Annotated in this window: 14 protein-coding genes; 7 read left to right on the forward strand and 7 right to left on the reverse strand. The window is 66.6% G+C overall.

Annotated elements, in window-relative coordinates:
• Positions 1-56: 56 nt before the first annotated feature.
• Positions 57-2,345: an isocitrate lyase ICL2 gene (aceA, locus tag M1247_RS14835; RefSeq protein WP_317157113.1), complete on the reverse strand. Its 2,289-nt coding sequence runs from the start codon at positions 2,343-2,345 to the stop codon at positions 57-59.
• 173 nt (positions 2,346-2,518) lie between these two features.
• Between aceA and M1247_RS14840 the strand changes: the two genes are divergently transcribed.
• The gene (locus M1247_RS14840) at positions 2,519-2,680 is read left to right on the forward strand and encodes a hypothetical protein (RefSeq protein WP_317157114.1); all 162 of its coding nucleotides are present in this window, start codon (positions 2,519-2,521) and stop codon (positions 2,678-2,680) included.
• A 14-nt stretch (positions 2,681-2,694) separates the two neighbouring features.
• Positions 2,695-3,090 carry a DUF4267 domain-containing protein gene (locus M1247_RS14845; RefSeq protein WP_317157115.1) on the forward strand — a complete coding sequence of 132 codons (396 nt, stop codon included), beginning with the start codon at positions 2,695-2,697 and terminating at the stop codon, positions 3,088-3,090.
• Here the strand turns inward: M1247_RS14845 and M1247_RS14850 are convergent.
• A complete protein-coding gene (locus M1247_RS14850; protein WP_317157116.1) occupies positions 3,084-4,376 on the reverse strand; it encodes a spinster family MFS transporter in 1,293 nt (430 codons plus the stop codon). The two genes, M1247_RS14845 and M1247_RS14850, sit on opposite strands and share 7 nt — an antisense overlap.
• Positions 4,377-4,563: 187 nt before the next feature.
• Here M1247_RS14850 and M1247_RS14855 point away from each other — a divergent pair, with 187 nt between their 5' ends.
• Together M1247_RS14855 and M1247_RS14860 are read left to right on the forward strand one after the other, a co-directional pair.
• Positions 4,564-5,505: a DUF7159 family protein gene (locus tag M1247_RS14855; RefSeq protein WP_317157117.1), complete on the forward strand. Its 942-nt coding sequence runs from the start codon at positions 4,564-4,566 to the stop codon at positions 5,503-5,505.
• Positions 5,506-5,748: 243 nt separating this feature from the next.
• Entirely contained in the window at positions 5,749-6,771 is a 1,023-nt protein-coding gene (locus M1247_RS14860) for an esterase family protein (protein ID WP_317157118.1), read from the forward strand.
• Here the strand turns inward: M1247_RS14860 and M1247_RS14865 are convergent.
• From M1247_RS14865 to M1247_RS14880, 4 genes are read right to left on the reverse strand one after another with little or no spacing between them, the layout of a single operon-like run.
• Entirely contained in the window at positions 6,682-8,163 is a 1,482-nt protein-coding gene (locus M1247_RS14865; RefSeq protein ID WP_317157119.1) for an AMP-binding protein, read from the reverse strand. The genes M1247_RS14860 and M1247_RS14865 overlap by 90 nt on opposite strands.
• A 44-nt stretch (positions 8,164-8,207) precedes the next feature.
• A complete protein-coding gene (locus M1247_RS14870) occupies positions 8,208-9,299 on the reverse strand; it encodes a galactokinase (protein WP_317157120.1) in 1,092 nt (363 codons plus the stop codon).
• Positions 9,296-10,378 carry a galactose-1-phosphate uridylyltransferase gene (gene galT / locus M1247_RS14875; RefSeq protein WP_317157121.1) on the reverse strand — a complete coding sequence of 361 codons (1,083 nt, stop codon included), beginning with the start codon at positions 10,376-10,378 and terminating at the stop codon, positions 9,296-9,298. The genes M1247_RS14870 and galT overlap by 4 nt, the downstream gene beginning before the upstream one ends.
• Entirely contained in the window at positions 10,375-11,166 is a 792-nt protein-coding gene (locus M1247_RS14880) for a DeoR/GlpR family DNA-binding transcription regulator (RefSeq protein WP_317157122.1), read from the reverse strand. The genes galT and M1247_RS14880 overlap by 4 nt, the downstream gene beginning before the upstream one ends.
• 138 nt (positions 11,167-11,304) lie before the next feature.
• On the opposite strand from M1247_RS14880, the gene M1247_RS14885 reads away from it, so the two are divergent.
• Genes M1247_RS14885 through M1247_RS14895 form a run of 3 tightly spaced genes read left to right on the forward strand, consistent with a single transcriptional unit; the run spans position 11,305 to position 13,820 of the window.
• Positions 11,305-13,026, forward strand: a complete 1,722-nt coding sequence (locus M1247_RS14885; protein ID WP_410506872.1) for a sodium:solute symporter family protein — start codon at positions 11,305-11,307, stop codon at positions 13,024-13,026.
• 13 nt (positions 13,027-13,039) lie between these two features.
• Positions 13,040-13,348 (forward strand): hypothetical protein, encoded by a 309-nt coding sequence (locus M1247_RS14890; protein ID WP_317157123.1) that lies wholly within the window; start codon positions 13,040-13,042, stop codon positions 13,346-13,348.
• A 10-nt stretch (positions 13,349-13,358) separates the two neighbouring features.
• Positions 13,359-13,820 carry an SRPBCC family protein gene (locus tag M1247_RS14895; protein ID WP_317157124.1) on the forward strand — a complete coding sequence of 154 codons (462 nt, stop codon included), beginning with the start codon at positions 13,359-13,361 and terminating at the stop codon, positions 13,818-13,820.
• 1 nt (position 13,821) lies between these two features.
• On the opposite strand, the gene M1247_RS14900 is transcribed toward M1247_RS14895, so the two are convergent.
• Positions 13,822-15,519, reverse strand: a complete 1,698-nt coding sequence (locus tag M1247_RS14900) for an acyl-CoA synthetase (protein WP_317157125.1) — start codon at positions 15,517-15,519, stop codon at positions 13,822-13,824.
• Positions 15,520-15,537: the final 18 nt, after the last annotated feature.

Here is a 15,537-nt window from a genome sequence, read left to right on the forward strand (position 1 = left end):
CGGCGGTCGCGATGATTTGCCCGTCGGGGGCGACCCGATTCTGTAGGGGCAGGTTCTCAGTCCTCCTTGCGGATCAACCGCCCCAGTGCCTCACGGTCGGGGGCCAGCAATTCCTCGATGCGGGCCTTGTTCACATCGCCGACAATGATCTCGCCGACCTCCTGGTAGACATCGTTGAAGATGCCGTGCGACTTCATCTTCTCGGTCTGATAGATGTTGTCTTCGGTAGGCGTCACGTAGTACACGATCTCGGCCTTGAAGCGGTGGATGAGCCAGAGGTGGATGAGATCCATCAGGCGCTTCTGCCGCAGTTTCTCGGCGAAGGTGTTCTGGTCACGCACCGTCAGGATGCTGCGCCCGTGCCGGTCCTTGATCGGGTCGACGATCACGTCGGCGAGCTTCTCCTCGCCGTCGCCGTAGATGCCGAGTTCGAGAACATCGGAGCCGGCGCGGCGCGGGCGCAGTTGCACATTGAGCTTCTCGCCCAAGCTGTAGTGCTCACCCCAGATCGCCAGCCATTCCTCCAGCAGCTTCTTGGGCACCTCGGTCTGTACGAGATGCTGATGCTGAGTGGAGCCCTCACCCATGGCCTTGGTGGTCGCCGTGCGTCCCGACGAGGCAGCCAGCGCGGCATCGCTGCGCGGCCCGCCGACCAGTGTCTGCGGTGTGCGGTAAGGCGATTCGACCAGGCGCATTTTGCGTTGCAGCCGGGCCAGCGCCAACATGCCGTCCTGGCGCAGTGCGGTGGCGAACTCCTCGGCGGCCACCCCGTCGATCTGGTGCCCGCCGTAGGTCATGAAGTTGAAGACGAACCCCATCTTGCCGAGTTCCTCCGGGAAACGGCGCATCTCCTCATCGCTCATACCGGTGGTATCCCAGTTGAACGAGGGGGACAGGTTGTACGCCAGCATCTTGTCCGGGTACACCGAGTGGATCGCGTCGGCGAACTCACGGGCGTCATCGAGATCGGCGGTCTTGGTTTCCATCCACAGGATGTCGGCGAACGGCGCCGCCGCCAGTGACTTGGCGATCGCATACGGTATGCCGCCGCGGATCTGGTAGTAGCCCTCCGGGGTTTTGACCCGCTCGGGGTCCCAGGCCACGTCGGCCCCGAGCGCTTTGGCCTTCTCCCGGGCCGTGTACAGCGGTGCGCGTGCGGCGAACTGCCGCCACTCGTCGACGCTGGTCTCCTGCGGCTCGCCCTCGCGTTCGCGGAACTCGAGCAGTTCCGCGACGGCGTCGCCATAGGTCTGCAGCCCGGCGTCGTCCTGCCAGGCCTGGACGAACCGGGACTCGACCGCGTCGAACAACGCGTCGACGGACTGCGTCGAATCCTGCTCCCAGGCCGCGGCGGCGGCGCTGACCAGGGCGAGAATGCCATGGCGCTCCAGCCAGGCCTCGGCGGTGGCGTACTCACCGTCGGGCAGCGCGTAGAGCAGGTGACCCTTGAGTTCGGTGACACCCTGGTCGTGGAAACTGCGCATCATCGCCAGGAAGCACGACTTGTAGGACGGAATCTTCAGATTGGTGGCGCCCAGCAGGAACGGTTGGTCGCGCTCGTCGGCGCGGCTGTCGAGCAGATTGGCCGCCTCGGCATCGGTGCGCGCGACGATGATGCCCGGCACCCGCATGATGTCGAGCTGGAAGCGCGCGGTGTTGAGCCGTTTGATCTGTTCATCGGAGGGCACCAGAACCTTGCCGCCCTGATGGCCGCACTTCTTGGTGCCGGGCCGCTGATCCTCGATGTGATAACCGGGCACGCCGGCCTCGACGAAGCGGCGGATCAGGTTGCGCACGTGCGGATCACCGCCGTGGCCGGTGTCGGCGTCGGCGATGATGAACGGCCGGTAGTCATAAACGGGCGCTGTACTGCGTTGCTCTGGGGTCATCCGCAGGCGTAGGTACTGCTGATTGCGATCCGCGGTCAGCAGTGCGCGCACCAGACCTGCGGCCTCCTCGGGGACCTGGCTGAGCGGATAGCTGGCCAGGTCGGGCCCCGGATCTTCACTGATCGAGCCCTTCGCGGAGGTCGCCCAGCCGCCCAGGTAGATCCCCTCGATCCCGATCCGCTTCATCACCACTGCCTGACCGGGTGAATACGGACCGAACGTGGTGATGCTCTTGCGCTGGGCGAACAGTTCGCGAAGATGCGGGTAGAACGCCGCGGCCGCCTCCCTGGCCACCGGGTAGTCGGACGGGATGGTGCCGCGCTGCTCAGCTACCTGGCGGGCCGAGTACAGGCGAACGATGCCTTCGAAGCGCGGGCTGTCGAAATACTGCTGGGTGGCGGCAACATCCTGTTCAAACGGTGAGCTGGTGTGTGCGTTGACCTCGATCGTGGACATCGGCGCGCTCCTTCGAGCTAGGGTCTTTCGATTATCGCGGCGCCCGCCTCACGATGGACCAGTTAAGGCAAAATCGTGCAGACGGCCGCCGCCGCCTCACCCTCGCATCCTACTGACGTGGTGAAATATGTTGAATACCAATATATGTCGGGGGCACCTCTTAGCATGGAGGCATGCCGAAGCTCACAAAGAAGGTGAAGTCGCTGTTCAGTAGGCGTCGGCCGGTCACCCGCGAGGACGCCGCAGAGATCGCAGACTGGCTCAATGAAGGCGGTGCGCCGCATCCGGACGGGCCACCGCCGATCATCGACACCGAGCGCAACAACAAGAGCTGACGAGGTAACAGGCCATGGCGATGGACCGGGCGGCTCTGGCCGCGGGCAGTATCCGACTCGCCTCCGGCGTGTCGTTTCTCGTCGACCCACTGCGGGCCAACCGGCTCTGGGGGTCTCCCGACAAGCCGGACGCGACGGCGCAACTGCTGCTGCGTTCGATGGGGTACCGCGACGCGCTGATCGGCGGCCTGCTGCTGGCCGCCGGGCTGCGGGGCAATGACACCCGCGGCTGGTTCCTGGCATCAGGTGGAGCCGATGCCGCCGACCTGTTGGGCGGGCTGGGCGTTCACGATCAGATGAGGCGTTCCCAGCAGGTCATCGGTCTCGGTGGAGCGATCGTCGGTATCGGGGTCGGGCTGTGGGGCGCCACCCGCCGCCACAAGGCGCCGGTGGCACCGGCGATTCAGTAGACGACCTCCACCACGTCGCGGCGGAACCGATTCGCCGCGACGATGAGGAAGACGACTGCGAGTGCCTGCAACGCAGGCACCAGCGACAACAATGCGATGCCAAGGGCATCGGCGCCGAACTCGGCGTTCAGGGTGTCGCTGATCAGCCCGGTCAGGAACGGGCCGAGTGACCCGACCGTCGCATTGAAGAAGAGAAAGATCGCCGACGCGGTCGCGCGTTGTTCGGGCAACACCAACCGCTGGATCGCGGCGATCGACGGCGCCATGTAGGCCGTGCCGATGACGTAACTCAGTGCGACGAGCCACACGCCCGGCGACCTGGCGTCCACGGTGAACGCAAGCACCGAGGTCGGCAGCAGCACGACCGTCAGCGCTGCCACGATCCACAGCAGCCAGCGCGGGTCCCGCGCCGCCAAGCGGTCGGCCAACCAGCCGATGAGCAGCAAACCCAGGATTCCGGTCACCCCACTGGCGATGCCGTATTCCAGCCCGACCTCGCCCAGCGACATGCCGCGCGTGCGCATCAGGAACGCGGGCGCAAACGTGGTCAACGAATAGCCGGCTGCCGCAATACACCCACCGGCGGCCACGATGGCCAGAACACTGGGCTTGCGGAGCAGTTCCCACCAGTTGCCTGCGGCCCGGCCCGGCTCGGGAAGTGCTCTCACCGGCAGGCTCTGGCGCGCTCCGAGAAGGAACAACACGAGGGGTGCGACCACCACGCTGAGCGCCCCCACGATCACGAATGCGGTTCGCCAACCGAGGGTTTCGGCCAGCCAGGCGCCGCCGATCAGGCTGGCCGCGCTGGCCAGCGGGATCGCGAGCGTGATCACCGACAGGGGTGCCGCACGGCGCCCCGGCGCGAAGTTGTGCGCGACGTAGGCGTGGGCGGCCGGCGTGCTGCCTGCCTCGCCCACCGCCACGCCGACCCGCGTCAGCGCGAGTTGGAAGCCGGACTGGACCGCTCCGCCCGCCATTGTCATCGCACCCCAGAGCGTCAGACACCCCGAGATCACCGCTCCGAACGCACCACGATCGGCCACGCGGGCGATCACCACACCGAGCACCGCATACACGATCAGGAAGCCGAACCCGTTGATCACACCGATCGCGGTGTCCGACAACGCGAGGTCGATCTTGATGGGTTCGGCCAGCACCGCGGGTAGGAAGCGGTCGACGTAATTCAGTGTGCCGACGAGGGTCAGCACCGCGACCGCCGCCCACGCACGTCGGGATCCGTGCACATCGGCCGGTGCCGCCTGCGTCGTCGCCAGCGGCATCGCCATCGGTCCCTCCTGCGCGCACGTTTGCCGCCGTAGCTTTACAGACCGGGCGTCCCTTGTCCGGATATTTGCCGATGGGCCGGTAACGCCCGCACAGCGGGCCCCGATTAAGGCGCAGAGGGCCACGTATCGCGGTTCCTCAAGATGCCGTTCGGGGCGCAGCGCAATATGCTCGCCCCGGCGGGGCGTCATGGCGACAGGAATTGGGGCCAAACGGGTGAAGACGGTACTGGGGCTGTCGATGACCGCGAGCGGCGTCGGCTGGGCACTCGTCGACCGCGACTCGCCCGAGAGTTCCCTGGACGACGACGCGTTCGACGTCGACACCGCCACCGAGTTGGTGGACCGCTGTGTCTCGGCGATCCGGGGCGTGCGGGCCATCGCCGCCTCCAGCGGCCTCGAGGTGCATTCGATCGGCGTGACCTGGTCTGACGACGTCGACGCCGAGGCCAACGAGACCATTGCTGCGCTGACCGCTGCGGGTTGCGACGACGTGCGCGCCGTGCCGCCGCAATGCGACGACGAGAACACCGACGCGCACCGCTCGCAGGCGCACCTCGCGGCCCGGGCCGTCGCGACCAACACCGTCGCGCGCCGGCGGGAGGAACCGGAACCCGACCGTCGGGGCGGCCGGAACCGGGTGATACGTCGTATCGCTGGTGCGGCAGCGGCCACGCTGGTACTGGCGACGCTGACCGTGGGATCGCAGTTCGTCGCCAGAGACCCCGGCCCGGCAGCCGGTCAGGCTTCTCGCACCGCGGTGGGCACGCCGCAGATGGTCACTGCGGCCGTGCCGCAGGCCAGGACGCCGCGCACCGCCGTGGTGCAGGCGACACCGGTGCGGGGCAGCCGGGCTGACCGCACGCCCGCCGACGTCGCGCCAGCTCCGGCGGCGCTGCCCGAACCGGTGCAGGCCACCCCGGAACAGGCGCCGGTGCAGGCAGTGCCGGAGCAGGCGACCCCGGTGCAGGCAGCGCCCGTCGCGGTATCCCATCTGCCTGCCATGTCCGCGCCATTGCCGGGCCCGCCTGCGCCCGGCCCGCCATTGCCCGGCCCTTCGACGCCGGTCCCCGCCAGCGCACCGGAAACCCCGCAGGACGCTTTCAATTCGTTCCTCGCGGGACTGCCGTAATGCGCTGGAATTGACCACGCCGTTCTGGGCGACCATTTCACCCCGTGGGCATATTCGCCATTGACAGTGCTGACAATTCCAGCCGCAGAATACTCACGAACAAAAACACATATGTGTCGGCATTTGCCGAATCTCTTCGCGAACCGTGGCAATCGGCGTAATATCCGCAGTGTCGGGGCCGTTTGAGGGGTTGGCCGCGTACGCCGTTTGAGCGTCCGTTCGCGACTCGGAATGGAGCCGGCGATGACGATCGTGGCGACCATACGGCGATACGCGGCCATTACTTTGACGGCCACGCTAATCCCCGGAGCGTTGTTCACGCCGACGGCACATGCCTATTCAAATGCGCCGATCGAGATACTCGACGTGCCATCGGCGGCGATGGCACGCGATATCCGGGTTGAGTTCCTCAGTGGCGGACCAGGTTCGCATGCGCTGTACCTGCTGGACAGCATGGAGGCGGGTAACGACCGAAACGGTTGGGACATCAACACCACCGCATTCGATTGGTTCGAGGGCACCGGCGTCTCGGTGGTGATGCCGGTCGGTGGCAAATCGAGCTTCTACAGCGACTGGTATGCGCCCGCTGTCGGCAACGGGGTCACCTACACCTACAAGTGGGAGACTTTCCTGACCCGGGAACTTCCGGCCTGGCTGGCGGCCAACCGCGACGTCGCCCAGACCGGTAACGCCGTGGTGGGGTTGTCGATGGGCGGATCCGCGGCGCTGGTCCTCGCCGCGTACCACCCGGAGCAGTTCATCTATGCGGGGGCGCTGTCGGGGTTTCTGAACCTGTCCGCGGCCGATTGGCCCGCCAAGGTGCGGATCGCGATGATGTGGAACGGCGGCTTCAATCCCGATGCCATGTGGGGTCCTCCCGGCGACCCCGCCTGGGCGCGCAACGATCCCACCGTGAACGTCGGGCGACTCGTCGCCGCCAACACCAGAATCTGGGTCTACTGCGGCAACGGCACCCCGCGGGATCCGGCGCTGGCCAGCCCCGATGCTCCTATCGGTGGGCTGGGCTTCCTCGAAGGCTTCGCGATCGACTCCAACCGGGCCTTCACCGACGCCTACCTCGCCGCTGGCGGCCACAACGGGGTGTTCAACTTTCCCGACGGCATCCACAGCTGGGGTTACTGGGGTCAGGAATTGCAGCGGATGAAGCCCGACCTGTTACGGGTCCTCGGCTCGGCTTCCACCGCCGGAGCGGACCAGGTCCCTGACCCGGTCCTTGGCGACCTTGCCGTTACCGGTCAGCGGTAGCGCATCCACGAACACCACCTGACGGGGCCGTTTGAACGGTGCGATGACGGCCCGGACATGGGTGATGAGCGCCTCGGGGGAGGGCTGTCGTCCGGCCACCGGCACCACGACCGCGCAGATCGCTTCACCCCAGTACTCGTCGGGCACCCCGACCACAGCGACCAGGTCCACATCCGGATGGCTGGACAACGCATCCTCCACTTCCCGTGAAGACACGTTCTCGCCGCCGGTGACGATGATGTCCTTGAGCCGATCCACCACGAACAGCCGGCCATCGGCATCCAGGCGCCCGACATCGCCGGTGTGCAACCAGCCCTCGACGTTCGGCGTGACCTGCTCACCGCGCACCACGATTTCGCCGACGCCACCGGCAGGAAGCGGTTCGCCCGCCGCATCGACAATCCCGATCTCCGTCCCGGCGTGCGGAAATCCGGCGCTGGTGAGTATCCGGGTGTCGCCCGCCGCCCCGGCCCGGTGATCCTGCGGCCCGAGAAACGTGACGTTGCCGCCGGTTTCGGTCATGCCGTAGCCCTGGTGGAAGTCGACACCGAGCTCGTCGATAGCCCGGCGCAGCAGGTCCAACGGCATCGCGGCCGACCCGTAGGCGATCGCGCCCAGGGTCGGCAACTCGATGCCGCTGCGTTCCAGGTATCCCAGCAGGGAGTGCAGCATGGTCGGGGCCAGCGAACACGAGGTCACCCCGTGCGTGGTGACCAGCTGCGTGAACGATTCCGGACGGAACCGGGCAGTCAGCACCACCGTGGCGGCCACCGCGTGGTGGACGAGCATGTTGTAGCCCGCGACGTGGCACATCGGGAACGGCAGCAGATAGACCCCACCCGGGGTGACCGAGCGGCCCGAAACGCTGCCGCGTACCGCGGCGAGTATCGACCGATGGCTGTGCACAACACTTTTCGGCACGCCGGTGGAGCCGCTGGTGAACAGCATCCACGCCGGGTCGTCGGGCCGGGCGACATCGGCGACCGGCGGTGTCCCTCGCATGGCGGACTGCCACCGGGAGGAGTCGAACGCCACCGTCAGTCGCGCATCGCCGTCCGTGAGCGCATCGAGGTAGCCGGCGTCACCGAGCAGCACCGTGGGCCGTGCGGTGTCCAATTGCCCGGCCTGCTCGGCCGCGGTGAGCCGCTGGTTGATCAGCGTCAGAACACGTCCGCTGCGGGGCACCCCGTAATAGAGCGCCGCGTAGTCGGCGCTGTTGTCGGCGACGACGGCCACCCGGTCGCCGGGGTCGGTGTGCTCGCCGACCCAGGCGGCGACACACCGGATCCGGCGGTCGAACTCGGCGAATGTCCATGTGTCGTCGGACACCACCGCCGGCCGGTCCGGTACCGCCGCGGCCGCGTCGGACACCAACTCGTGCAGCAGACTCACCGCGTACGCCCAGACATGGCCTCAGCCTATGCGCGACGGCGGGCTCAGTCGGTAGGTAGCCGCCGGGCGCCCATCGCCGCCTGGGTCGGCGCGATCGCCGGGTCCGGATAACCCGCCGCGGTCACCGTCGAGCGCACCGTGGCGCTCACGGTGTCGACGAGTTCGGTGGGGACCAGTGCGATCACGCACCCGCCGAAACCACCGCCGGTCATCCGAGCCCCGAGCGCCCCGGCGCGCACCGCGGTGTCGGCGATCATGTCGATGTGTTCGGTGGTGATCGCGAAGTCGTCACGCATCGATGCATGCGAAGCCGTCAGTATTTCGCCGGCCGCCGCGAAATCGGCAATGCCGAGTGCGGCAACAAAGTCGAACACCCGCTGATTCTCGGTGAGCACGTGCCGGGCACGCCGGGCATCCACGGTCGCGGCCACCGACTCGAGCACCGACGGGCCGCGGGACTGCAGCTCGCGCAGCGAATCGACGTGCAGCGCGGCGGCGACCCGCTCACATGACGCCCGCCGCGCCGCGTATTCGCCACCGGCATGGCGATGGGGCGCACGCGAATTCACCACCAGCAACGTCAGGCGCGCGGTATCGGGGTCGAACGGCACCGGTTGCACGGTGAGATCGCGGAAGTCGATGAGCATCGCTCGGTGCGGTTCACCGAACAGCGAGGCCAGCTGGTCCATGAGCCCGGTGGGCGCGCCGACGTAGTCGTTCTCGGCCCGTTGCGCGATACGGGCCTGCTCGATGCGATCGATCGACGTTCGGCTGGTCAGCGCCGCCAGTGCGGCGCATTCCAGTGCGGCCGACGACGCCAGCCCCGAGCCCATCTCGACATCGCTGGTGATCGTCATGTCGCCGCCGCCGACCTGATGGCCGCCTTCGCGCAACGCCCAGATCACCCCGGCGACATAGGCCGCCCACCCGGTGACATCGCCGGGAGCGGTGTCCAGTGGTATGGCGACATCATCGGATTCTTGATCGCTGCGTACCGTGAGCGTGTCCGAACGATCGGGCCGGTAGGTCACCACGACGTGTTGCGGTAGCGCGATGGGCAGCGCCCAGCCGAGGTTGTAGTCGGTGTGTTCACCGATCAGGTTGATCCGGCCCGGAGCCGCGAAGGTGACCGTCACAGCTGTGCCAACCGGGCCGCGACGCTCTCGGGAGTCACATCGCCGATGAATGCGTCCATGGCCGATTCGGAACCGGCGAGGAATTTGAGCTTGGTGGCGCTGCGCCGCACCGACATCAGTTCGACGTGGAAGTAGCCCTCGCGTTGCTCGGCGCTGTCCCGGTACTGGTGCAGCGCCGAAATGTAGGGCAGCGGAGTGGGGTACATGCGGTCGAACCGTTGCAGGACGTCTCGGTAGATCTCGGCGAATCCGTCCAGTTCATCGTCGGTCAGCTCGATCAGGTTGCGGGCGAACCGGTTCGGATAGATGTGCACCTCCACTGGCCAGCGTGCGGCGAACGGCACGAACGCGGTGAACAATTCGGTGCGCGCGACGATGCGTGCACCGTCGGTGACCTCGCGCGAGAGTAGATCGGCAAACAGATTGGTGCGGTGGCGGTCCCGGTGATCGTCGGCGGCCCGCAACATCTGTTCGGTGCGCGGGGTCAGATACGGGTAGCCGTAGATCTGGCCGTGTGGGTGGTTGAGGGTCACACCGATCTCTTCACCGCGGTTCTCGAAGCAGAACACCTGTGCTATCCCGTTGCGGCTCAGCAGATTCTCGGTGCGGTGCCGCCACGCCGAGACGACAAGGCGGGCATGCGGGATCGGCAGGGCAGCGAAAGCTCCCGTGTGGTCGCTGGAGAAGCAGATGACTTCACAGCGCCCGTGCCCAGGGGCGGACACGAAATCACCGGCGCTGGTGTCGGGCAGCGTGAACTCCGATTCACCCGAGAGGCTGGGGAAGCGGTTCTCGAAGACCACGACATCGTAATCCGGTGCGGGGACCTCGCTGGTCGTCCCCGTCGGCCCTGGGCACAGCGGGCATTGATCCGCGGCGGGCAGATGGGTGCGGTCCTGCCGGAACGCCGCGATGATCACCCACTGTCGGCGCTGGCGGTCGAAACGCAACTGCGACTGCTGATCTCCGCGCGCGGGCAACGGGCGCCGGTCCGGTACCGGGGCCGGGTGGTGGCCCGGTAGGGAGAAGTACAGTTGCTCGCGGCCGTCGGCCAGCGTCCAGCGCAGGGGCTCGGTCATGGCTGCCCCGCGACGTCGGCGATCATGACATCTCCGACCAGGCCGGCCAGCGCCTCACGGTCGTGCGCCGCCAGCCCGTCGTCGACGACGAGGGTGTCGACCTGCCCCAGCGCGGCGAAGACGTTGGTGCCGATCTCCCCGTATTTGGTGTGGTCGGCGAGCACGACGAGTTGCGCACCGATACCGATGAGGGTCCGATTCGTCTGCGCCTCGGCGATATTGGGTGAAGTCAGACCGGCTTCCAGATCGAACCCGTGCACACCGAGGTAGGTGGCGTCCACCCGGAACGATGCGATGGCAGCGTCGGCGATCGGTCCCACCAGCGCATCCGACGGCGTGCGCACCCCACCGCTCAGATAGACCAGGGGAGCGTCGGTCCCGTCGGCGGACGGTGCCGTCAGCGCATCGAATACGGTCAGCGAGTTGGTGACCACGGTGATCGACGACCGGTGCCGCAGGCGGCGGGCGAGTTCGGTCGTGGTGGTGCCCGCACTGATCGCGATCGTGACGCCGTCGGAGACGGTGCGGGCTGCGGCATCGGCGATCGCGGCCTTCTCGGCGCGTTGTTGAGCGGCCTTCACCGACGACCACGGTTCCTCGCCGCGGTTGTGCCGGGTGACAGCACCGCCGTGCACCTTGCGGAGCAGATCCTCGGCGTCCAGGGCGTCGAGGTCACGACGCACCGTCATCTCCGACACGTCGAGTTGGGCGGCGAGTTCAGCCACGCGCACCGCTCCACCGGAGCCCAGTGCGCGCAAGATCGCGCGGCGGCGTTCAGCGGCCAACATACGGCTGTGACACCTCCCTCATCGACAGCGACAAACGAACAGTAACAAACAAATTCTTACCGAATAATCCATATCCATGGACAGATCCTGTTACCTTCTGATTGTTTTGTTGGGAACCTGATCACTTCAGAAGGTGGGATGACCGCAGACATGACCACGACCACGCTGGCCGCCGACAGCGTCCTGCGCCTGCCCCTCGGCGCGGTCGACTATCTCCTGATCGTCATTTACTTCGTTTTCGTGCTGGGGATCGGCTACATCGCCCGCAGTCAGATCTCGACGAGCCTCGATTTCTTCCTGTCCGGTCGCCGATTGCCCGCCTGGGTGACGGGCCTGGCCTTCGTATCGGCGAACCTCGGTGCCATCGAGATCATGGGGATGTCGGCCAACGGCGCCGAGATCGGCCTGTCCACGATGCACTACTACTGGATCGGCGCCGTCCCGGCGATGTTGTTCCTCGGCGTCGTGATGATGCCGTTCTACTACGGCTCCAAGGTCCGGAGCGTGCCGGAATTCATGCGCAGGCGCTTCGGTCCTGGTGCACATCTGGTCAACGCGATCAGCTTCGCCGTCGCGCAGGTGTTGATCGCGGGTGTCAACCTGTTCCTGCTGGCCACCGTGATCAATGTGCTGATCGGATGGAATCGGTGGTTGTCGTTGATCGTCGCCGCGCTCATCGTGCTCACTTACACTGCGCTCGGCGGGCTTTCGGCTGCCATCTACAACGAGGTGCTCCAGTTCTTCGTGATCCTGGCCGCATTGGTGCCGCTGACCGTGTTCGGCCTGATCAAGGTCGGCGGCTGGAGTGGACTGAAGGACAAGGTCATCGAGACCACGTTCGACGGCACCGTGACGGCGTCTGTTGGCGACCAGTTGACGACGTGGCCGGGTCAGGCGTTGTCCGGATTCGACAGCCCCGTCTGGTCGGTGATCGGCATCGTGTTCGGGCTGGGCTTCGTGCTGTCCTTCGGTTACTGGACAACGAACTTCGTCGAGGTGCAGCGGGCCATGGCGTCGGACTCGATCTCGGCGGCCAGGCGCTCGCCGATCATCGCGGCGTTCCCGAAGATGTTCATTCCGTTCGTGGTGGTGATACCCGGCATGATCGCGGCGGCCACGATCGGTGACGTCATCCATCTGAAAACCACCGGCTCCGGGGAGATCACCTACAACGATGCGATGCTGGTGATGATCCGCGACATCCTGCCCAACGGTCTGCTCGGGGTTGCGGTGACGGGGCTGCTCGCCTCGTTCATGGCGGGTATGGCTGCCAACGTGTCGGCGTTCAACACGGTGTTCAGCTACGACATCTGGCAGCAGTACGTGGTCAAGGACCGGCCCGACCACTACTACATCCAGGTGGGGCGCGTTGCGACGGTGGCCGCCACGGTGCTGGCGATCTTCACCGCACTGATCGCGGCCGGCTACTCGAACCTGATGGACTATCTGCAGACGCTGTTCGGGTTCTTCAACGCGCCGTTGTTCGCCACGTTCATCCTCGGCATGTTCTGGCGACGGATGACCGCGACCGCCGGCTGGGTGGGACTGGTCGCCGGAACGCTTTCCGCAGTCTTCGTTTTCATTCTGGGCGAGGTCGGTGTGATCGGTCTGCCGGGGCAAGGGGTGCCCTTCGTCGCGGCCGCCGCAGCGTTCGTCGTCGACATCGTGGTGAGTGTGGCGGTGAGCTTGGTGACCGCACCCAAACCGGTGGCAGAACTGGCCGGCCTGGTGTACTCAGAGACACCGCGGGAGATTTTCCACGACCCCGAAAGTGTGGGGAAGCCATGGTATCTGCGGGCGACGCCGCTCGCAGGCGTCGCGCTGACCCTCACCGTCATCCTCAACATCATTTTCCACTGAGTCGGGAGGCCGAATGTCACGCACTGCCAACTCGGGAGCCGCCGGGGCGCCGCGGTTCCACCTGTTCGACATCCGCAACATCATCGGTGCACTGCTGGGAATCTACGGTGCGGTACTGCTCGTCTCCGGCCTGGTGCCTGCCATCCTGGCCGATCACCACGACGGCCCTGCGGACAACCGTGTCGACCTCTATATCGGCACGGACGCCAACTGGTGGGTGGGACTGTGTCTGCTCGTCGTCGCCGCCACGTTCTTCGTCTGGGCCTATCTGCGGCCGGTCGCGGTGGTGGAATCCGCCGGTCAGGGCGAACCGGACGGGTAGGGTTCGCCCGGTGAGCTGGTGGATCGCTGATGCACACCGGACCGTCACCGGGGACATCCCAGCCCCACCGAGGCAGGTGCGGGATTTCTACGTCAACCTGGAGAACATCACCCGCGTACACCCGCTGGTGGTCTCGGTACGTCGCACCTCGGGAACCGAATCCGCAGGCGCGAGTGTTCGTACGTATCGGGTCAGCGATCGGATCCGACTGGGACCGTTGCCGTTACGCATCACCTATCAGACCTGCATCGCCGTGAGCGCCTCCGGCACTGTCACCGCACAGGCGCGCCAGTTTCCGCGGGTCGGGCTCGACAGCACCGTGGCATTCGAGCCGGTCGACGGCGGCACGCGAGTCACCGAAGCACTGCACATCACCGCGCCGCGACCACTGCTACCGCTCACGGTGACCGAGGCGGTGAACGCTCACACCGCGATGCTGGCGGCGATCCGGGAGTTGTTCGAGAACGACTGAACTACGCGGTGCTGACGGTGTCGGCGTGTTCGACTGCAACGGACTTGGCCCAGCGGTAATCGGCCTTGCCCGCAGGGGAGCGCACGATCTTCGGCGACCGGATGAACGCCTTGGGGATCTTGTACCGGGCGATCGAGGTGGCGCACACCTCGGCGAGTTCCTGATCGCTGGCTGATGCGCCGTCGGCGAACTGCACCACGGCGACCACCTCGCTGCCCCAGCGTTCCGACGGCCGGCCGACCACCACCACGTCATAGATGGCCGGATGCGCCGAGATCGCCCGCTCCACTTCTTCGACGAATATCTTCTCGCCACCGGAGTTGATCGTCACCGAATCACGGCCGAGTAATTGAATCCGGCCGTCCTCCAACATGTTTGCCCGGTCTCCCGGCACCGACCAGCGCACGCCGTCGATGGTGGGGAAGGTACGTGCGGTCTTGGCGGCGTCACCCAGATAGCCCAGTGGGATGAGGTCGCGGCGGGCCAGCCAGCCGCCCCCTTCGCCGGGGCCGAGCACGCGGCTGAGATCCTCGGCCACCACCGCGGTGTCGGATTGCGCGGTGAAGGTGGCGACCGCAGTGTCGCCGCCCGCGGTGGCGTAGGTGCTCATCTGGGCGCCTGACTCCGAGGCACCCACGGCGTCCAGCAGCATGAGATGCGGAAGCGCGGTGAGGATGCGTTCGCGCACCGTCGGTGACAGTGGGGCACCGCCGTTGCTGATCGTCACCAGGCCGGACAGGTCGTAATCGCCGGCCTCGATCTCGTCGAGCAGTGGCCGGGCGATCGCGTCGCCCACCACCGGAATGCTCAGCACCCGTTCACGTTCGGCCAGCCGCAGCGCCGCCGCCGGGCGTAACCGCACCACGTCGTCGGGAATCACCAACCGGCCGCCCATGGTGATGGCGTTGTAGGCCGCCCATTGTGCAGCGCCGTGCATGAACGGCGGGATCATCAGCATCGACATCGCGCCTGCCGATGCCCGGGCCTTCTCGGCCAACTCCTCGTAGGAGCTCAGGAACGTATCGCTGCCGAAGGGGCGCCCGCCCATCGAAGACAGGAAGATGTCGTGTTGGCGCCACAGCACGCCCTTGGGCATGCCGGTGGTGCCACCCGTGTACAGGATGTAGAGGTCATCGCCCGAGGGTGTCGGCAGGCCGCCGCGGCGAGCCGCGAATTCAGCCCCGCCGGGCGGCGCCGTCGAGAGGACCGTCTCGTAATCCACAGCGCCGGGCAGCAACTCGTTGCCTGATTCGTCAGCTACCTGGATGAGCACCTGCAGGTTCGGCAGCCGGTCCCGGATCGCGGCGACCCGGGGGGCGAATTCTGCGTTGTAGACCAGTGCGCGGGCGTTCGAGTCGGTCAACAGGTAGTGGAGTTCCTCCTCGACGTAGCGATAACTGACGTTGAACGGGGCCACCCGGGCGCGGTAGCTGCCGATCATCGACTCGAGGTACTCGTTGCCGTTGCGCAGATAGATTCCGAGATGATCCTGCCCGGATTCATGCCCGGCCAGCGCATGGCGCTCGGCGTGCGCGCCGAGGCCTGCCGCGACCAGATGGTGGGCGAACCCGTCGACACGGCTATCGAACTCCGCGTAGCTCAACCGGCGGTCGCGCCACACCAGGAAGGTCTGCTCGCCGATGGCTTGCGCCACGGTGGAGAACACTGTGGACAGGTTGAAGGTCACATCACCGCTCATGGCACTCCTGTGTGCGGA

This window comes from Mycobacterium appelbergii (assembly GCF_032883035.1).
Taxonomy (GTDB): domain Bacteria; phylum Actinomycetota; class Actinomycetes; order Mycobacteriales; family Mycobacteriaceae; genus Mycobacterium; species Mycobacterium appelbergii.

Bases quoted from the DNA above. Each gene is read 5' to 3' on its own strand.
- aceA (WP_317157113.1), bottom strand. From the start codon at position 2,345: ATGTCCACGATCGAGGTCAACGCACACACCAGCTCACCGTTTGAACAG.
- M1247_RS14840 (WP_317157114.1), top strand. From the start codon at position 2,519: ATGCCGAAGCTCACAAAGAAGGTGAAGTCGCTGTTCAGTAGGCGTCGG.
- M1247_RS14845 (WP_317157115.1), top strand. From the start codon at position 2,695: ATGGCGATGGACCGGGCGGCTCTGGCCGCGGGCAGTATCCGACTCGCC.
- M1247_RS14850 (WP_317157116.1), bottom strand. From the start codon at position 4,376: ATGGCGATGCCGCTGGCGACGACGCAGGCGGCACCGGCCGATGTGCAC.
- M1247_RS14855 (WP_317157117.1), top strand. From the start codon at position 4,564: ATGGCGACAGGAATTGGGGCCAAACGGGTGAAGACGGTACTGGGGCTG.
- M1247_RS14860 (WP_317157118.1), top strand. From the start codon at position 5,749: ATGACGATCGTGGCGACCATACGGCGATACGCGGCCATTACTTTGACG.
- galT (WP_317157121.1), bottom strand. From the start codon at position 10,378: ATGACCGAGCCCCTGCGCTGGACGCTGGCCGACGGCCGCGAGCAACTG.
- M1247_RS14880 (WP_317157122.1), bottom strand. From the start codon at position 11,166: ATGTTGGCCGCTGAACGCCGCCGCGCGATCTTGCGCGCACTGGGCTCC.
- M1247_RS14885 (WP_410506872.1), top strand. From the start codon at position 11,305: ATGACCGCAGACATGACCACGACCACGCTGGCCGCCGACAGCGTCCTG.
- M1247_RS14890 (WP_317157123.1), top strand. From the start codon at position 13,040: ATGTCACGCACTGCCAACTCGGGAGCCGCCGGGGCGCCGCGGTTCCAC.
- M1247_RS14900 (WP_317157125.1), bottom strand. From the start codon at position 15,519: ATGAGCGGTGATGTGACCTTCAACCTGTCCACAGTGTTCTCCACCGTG.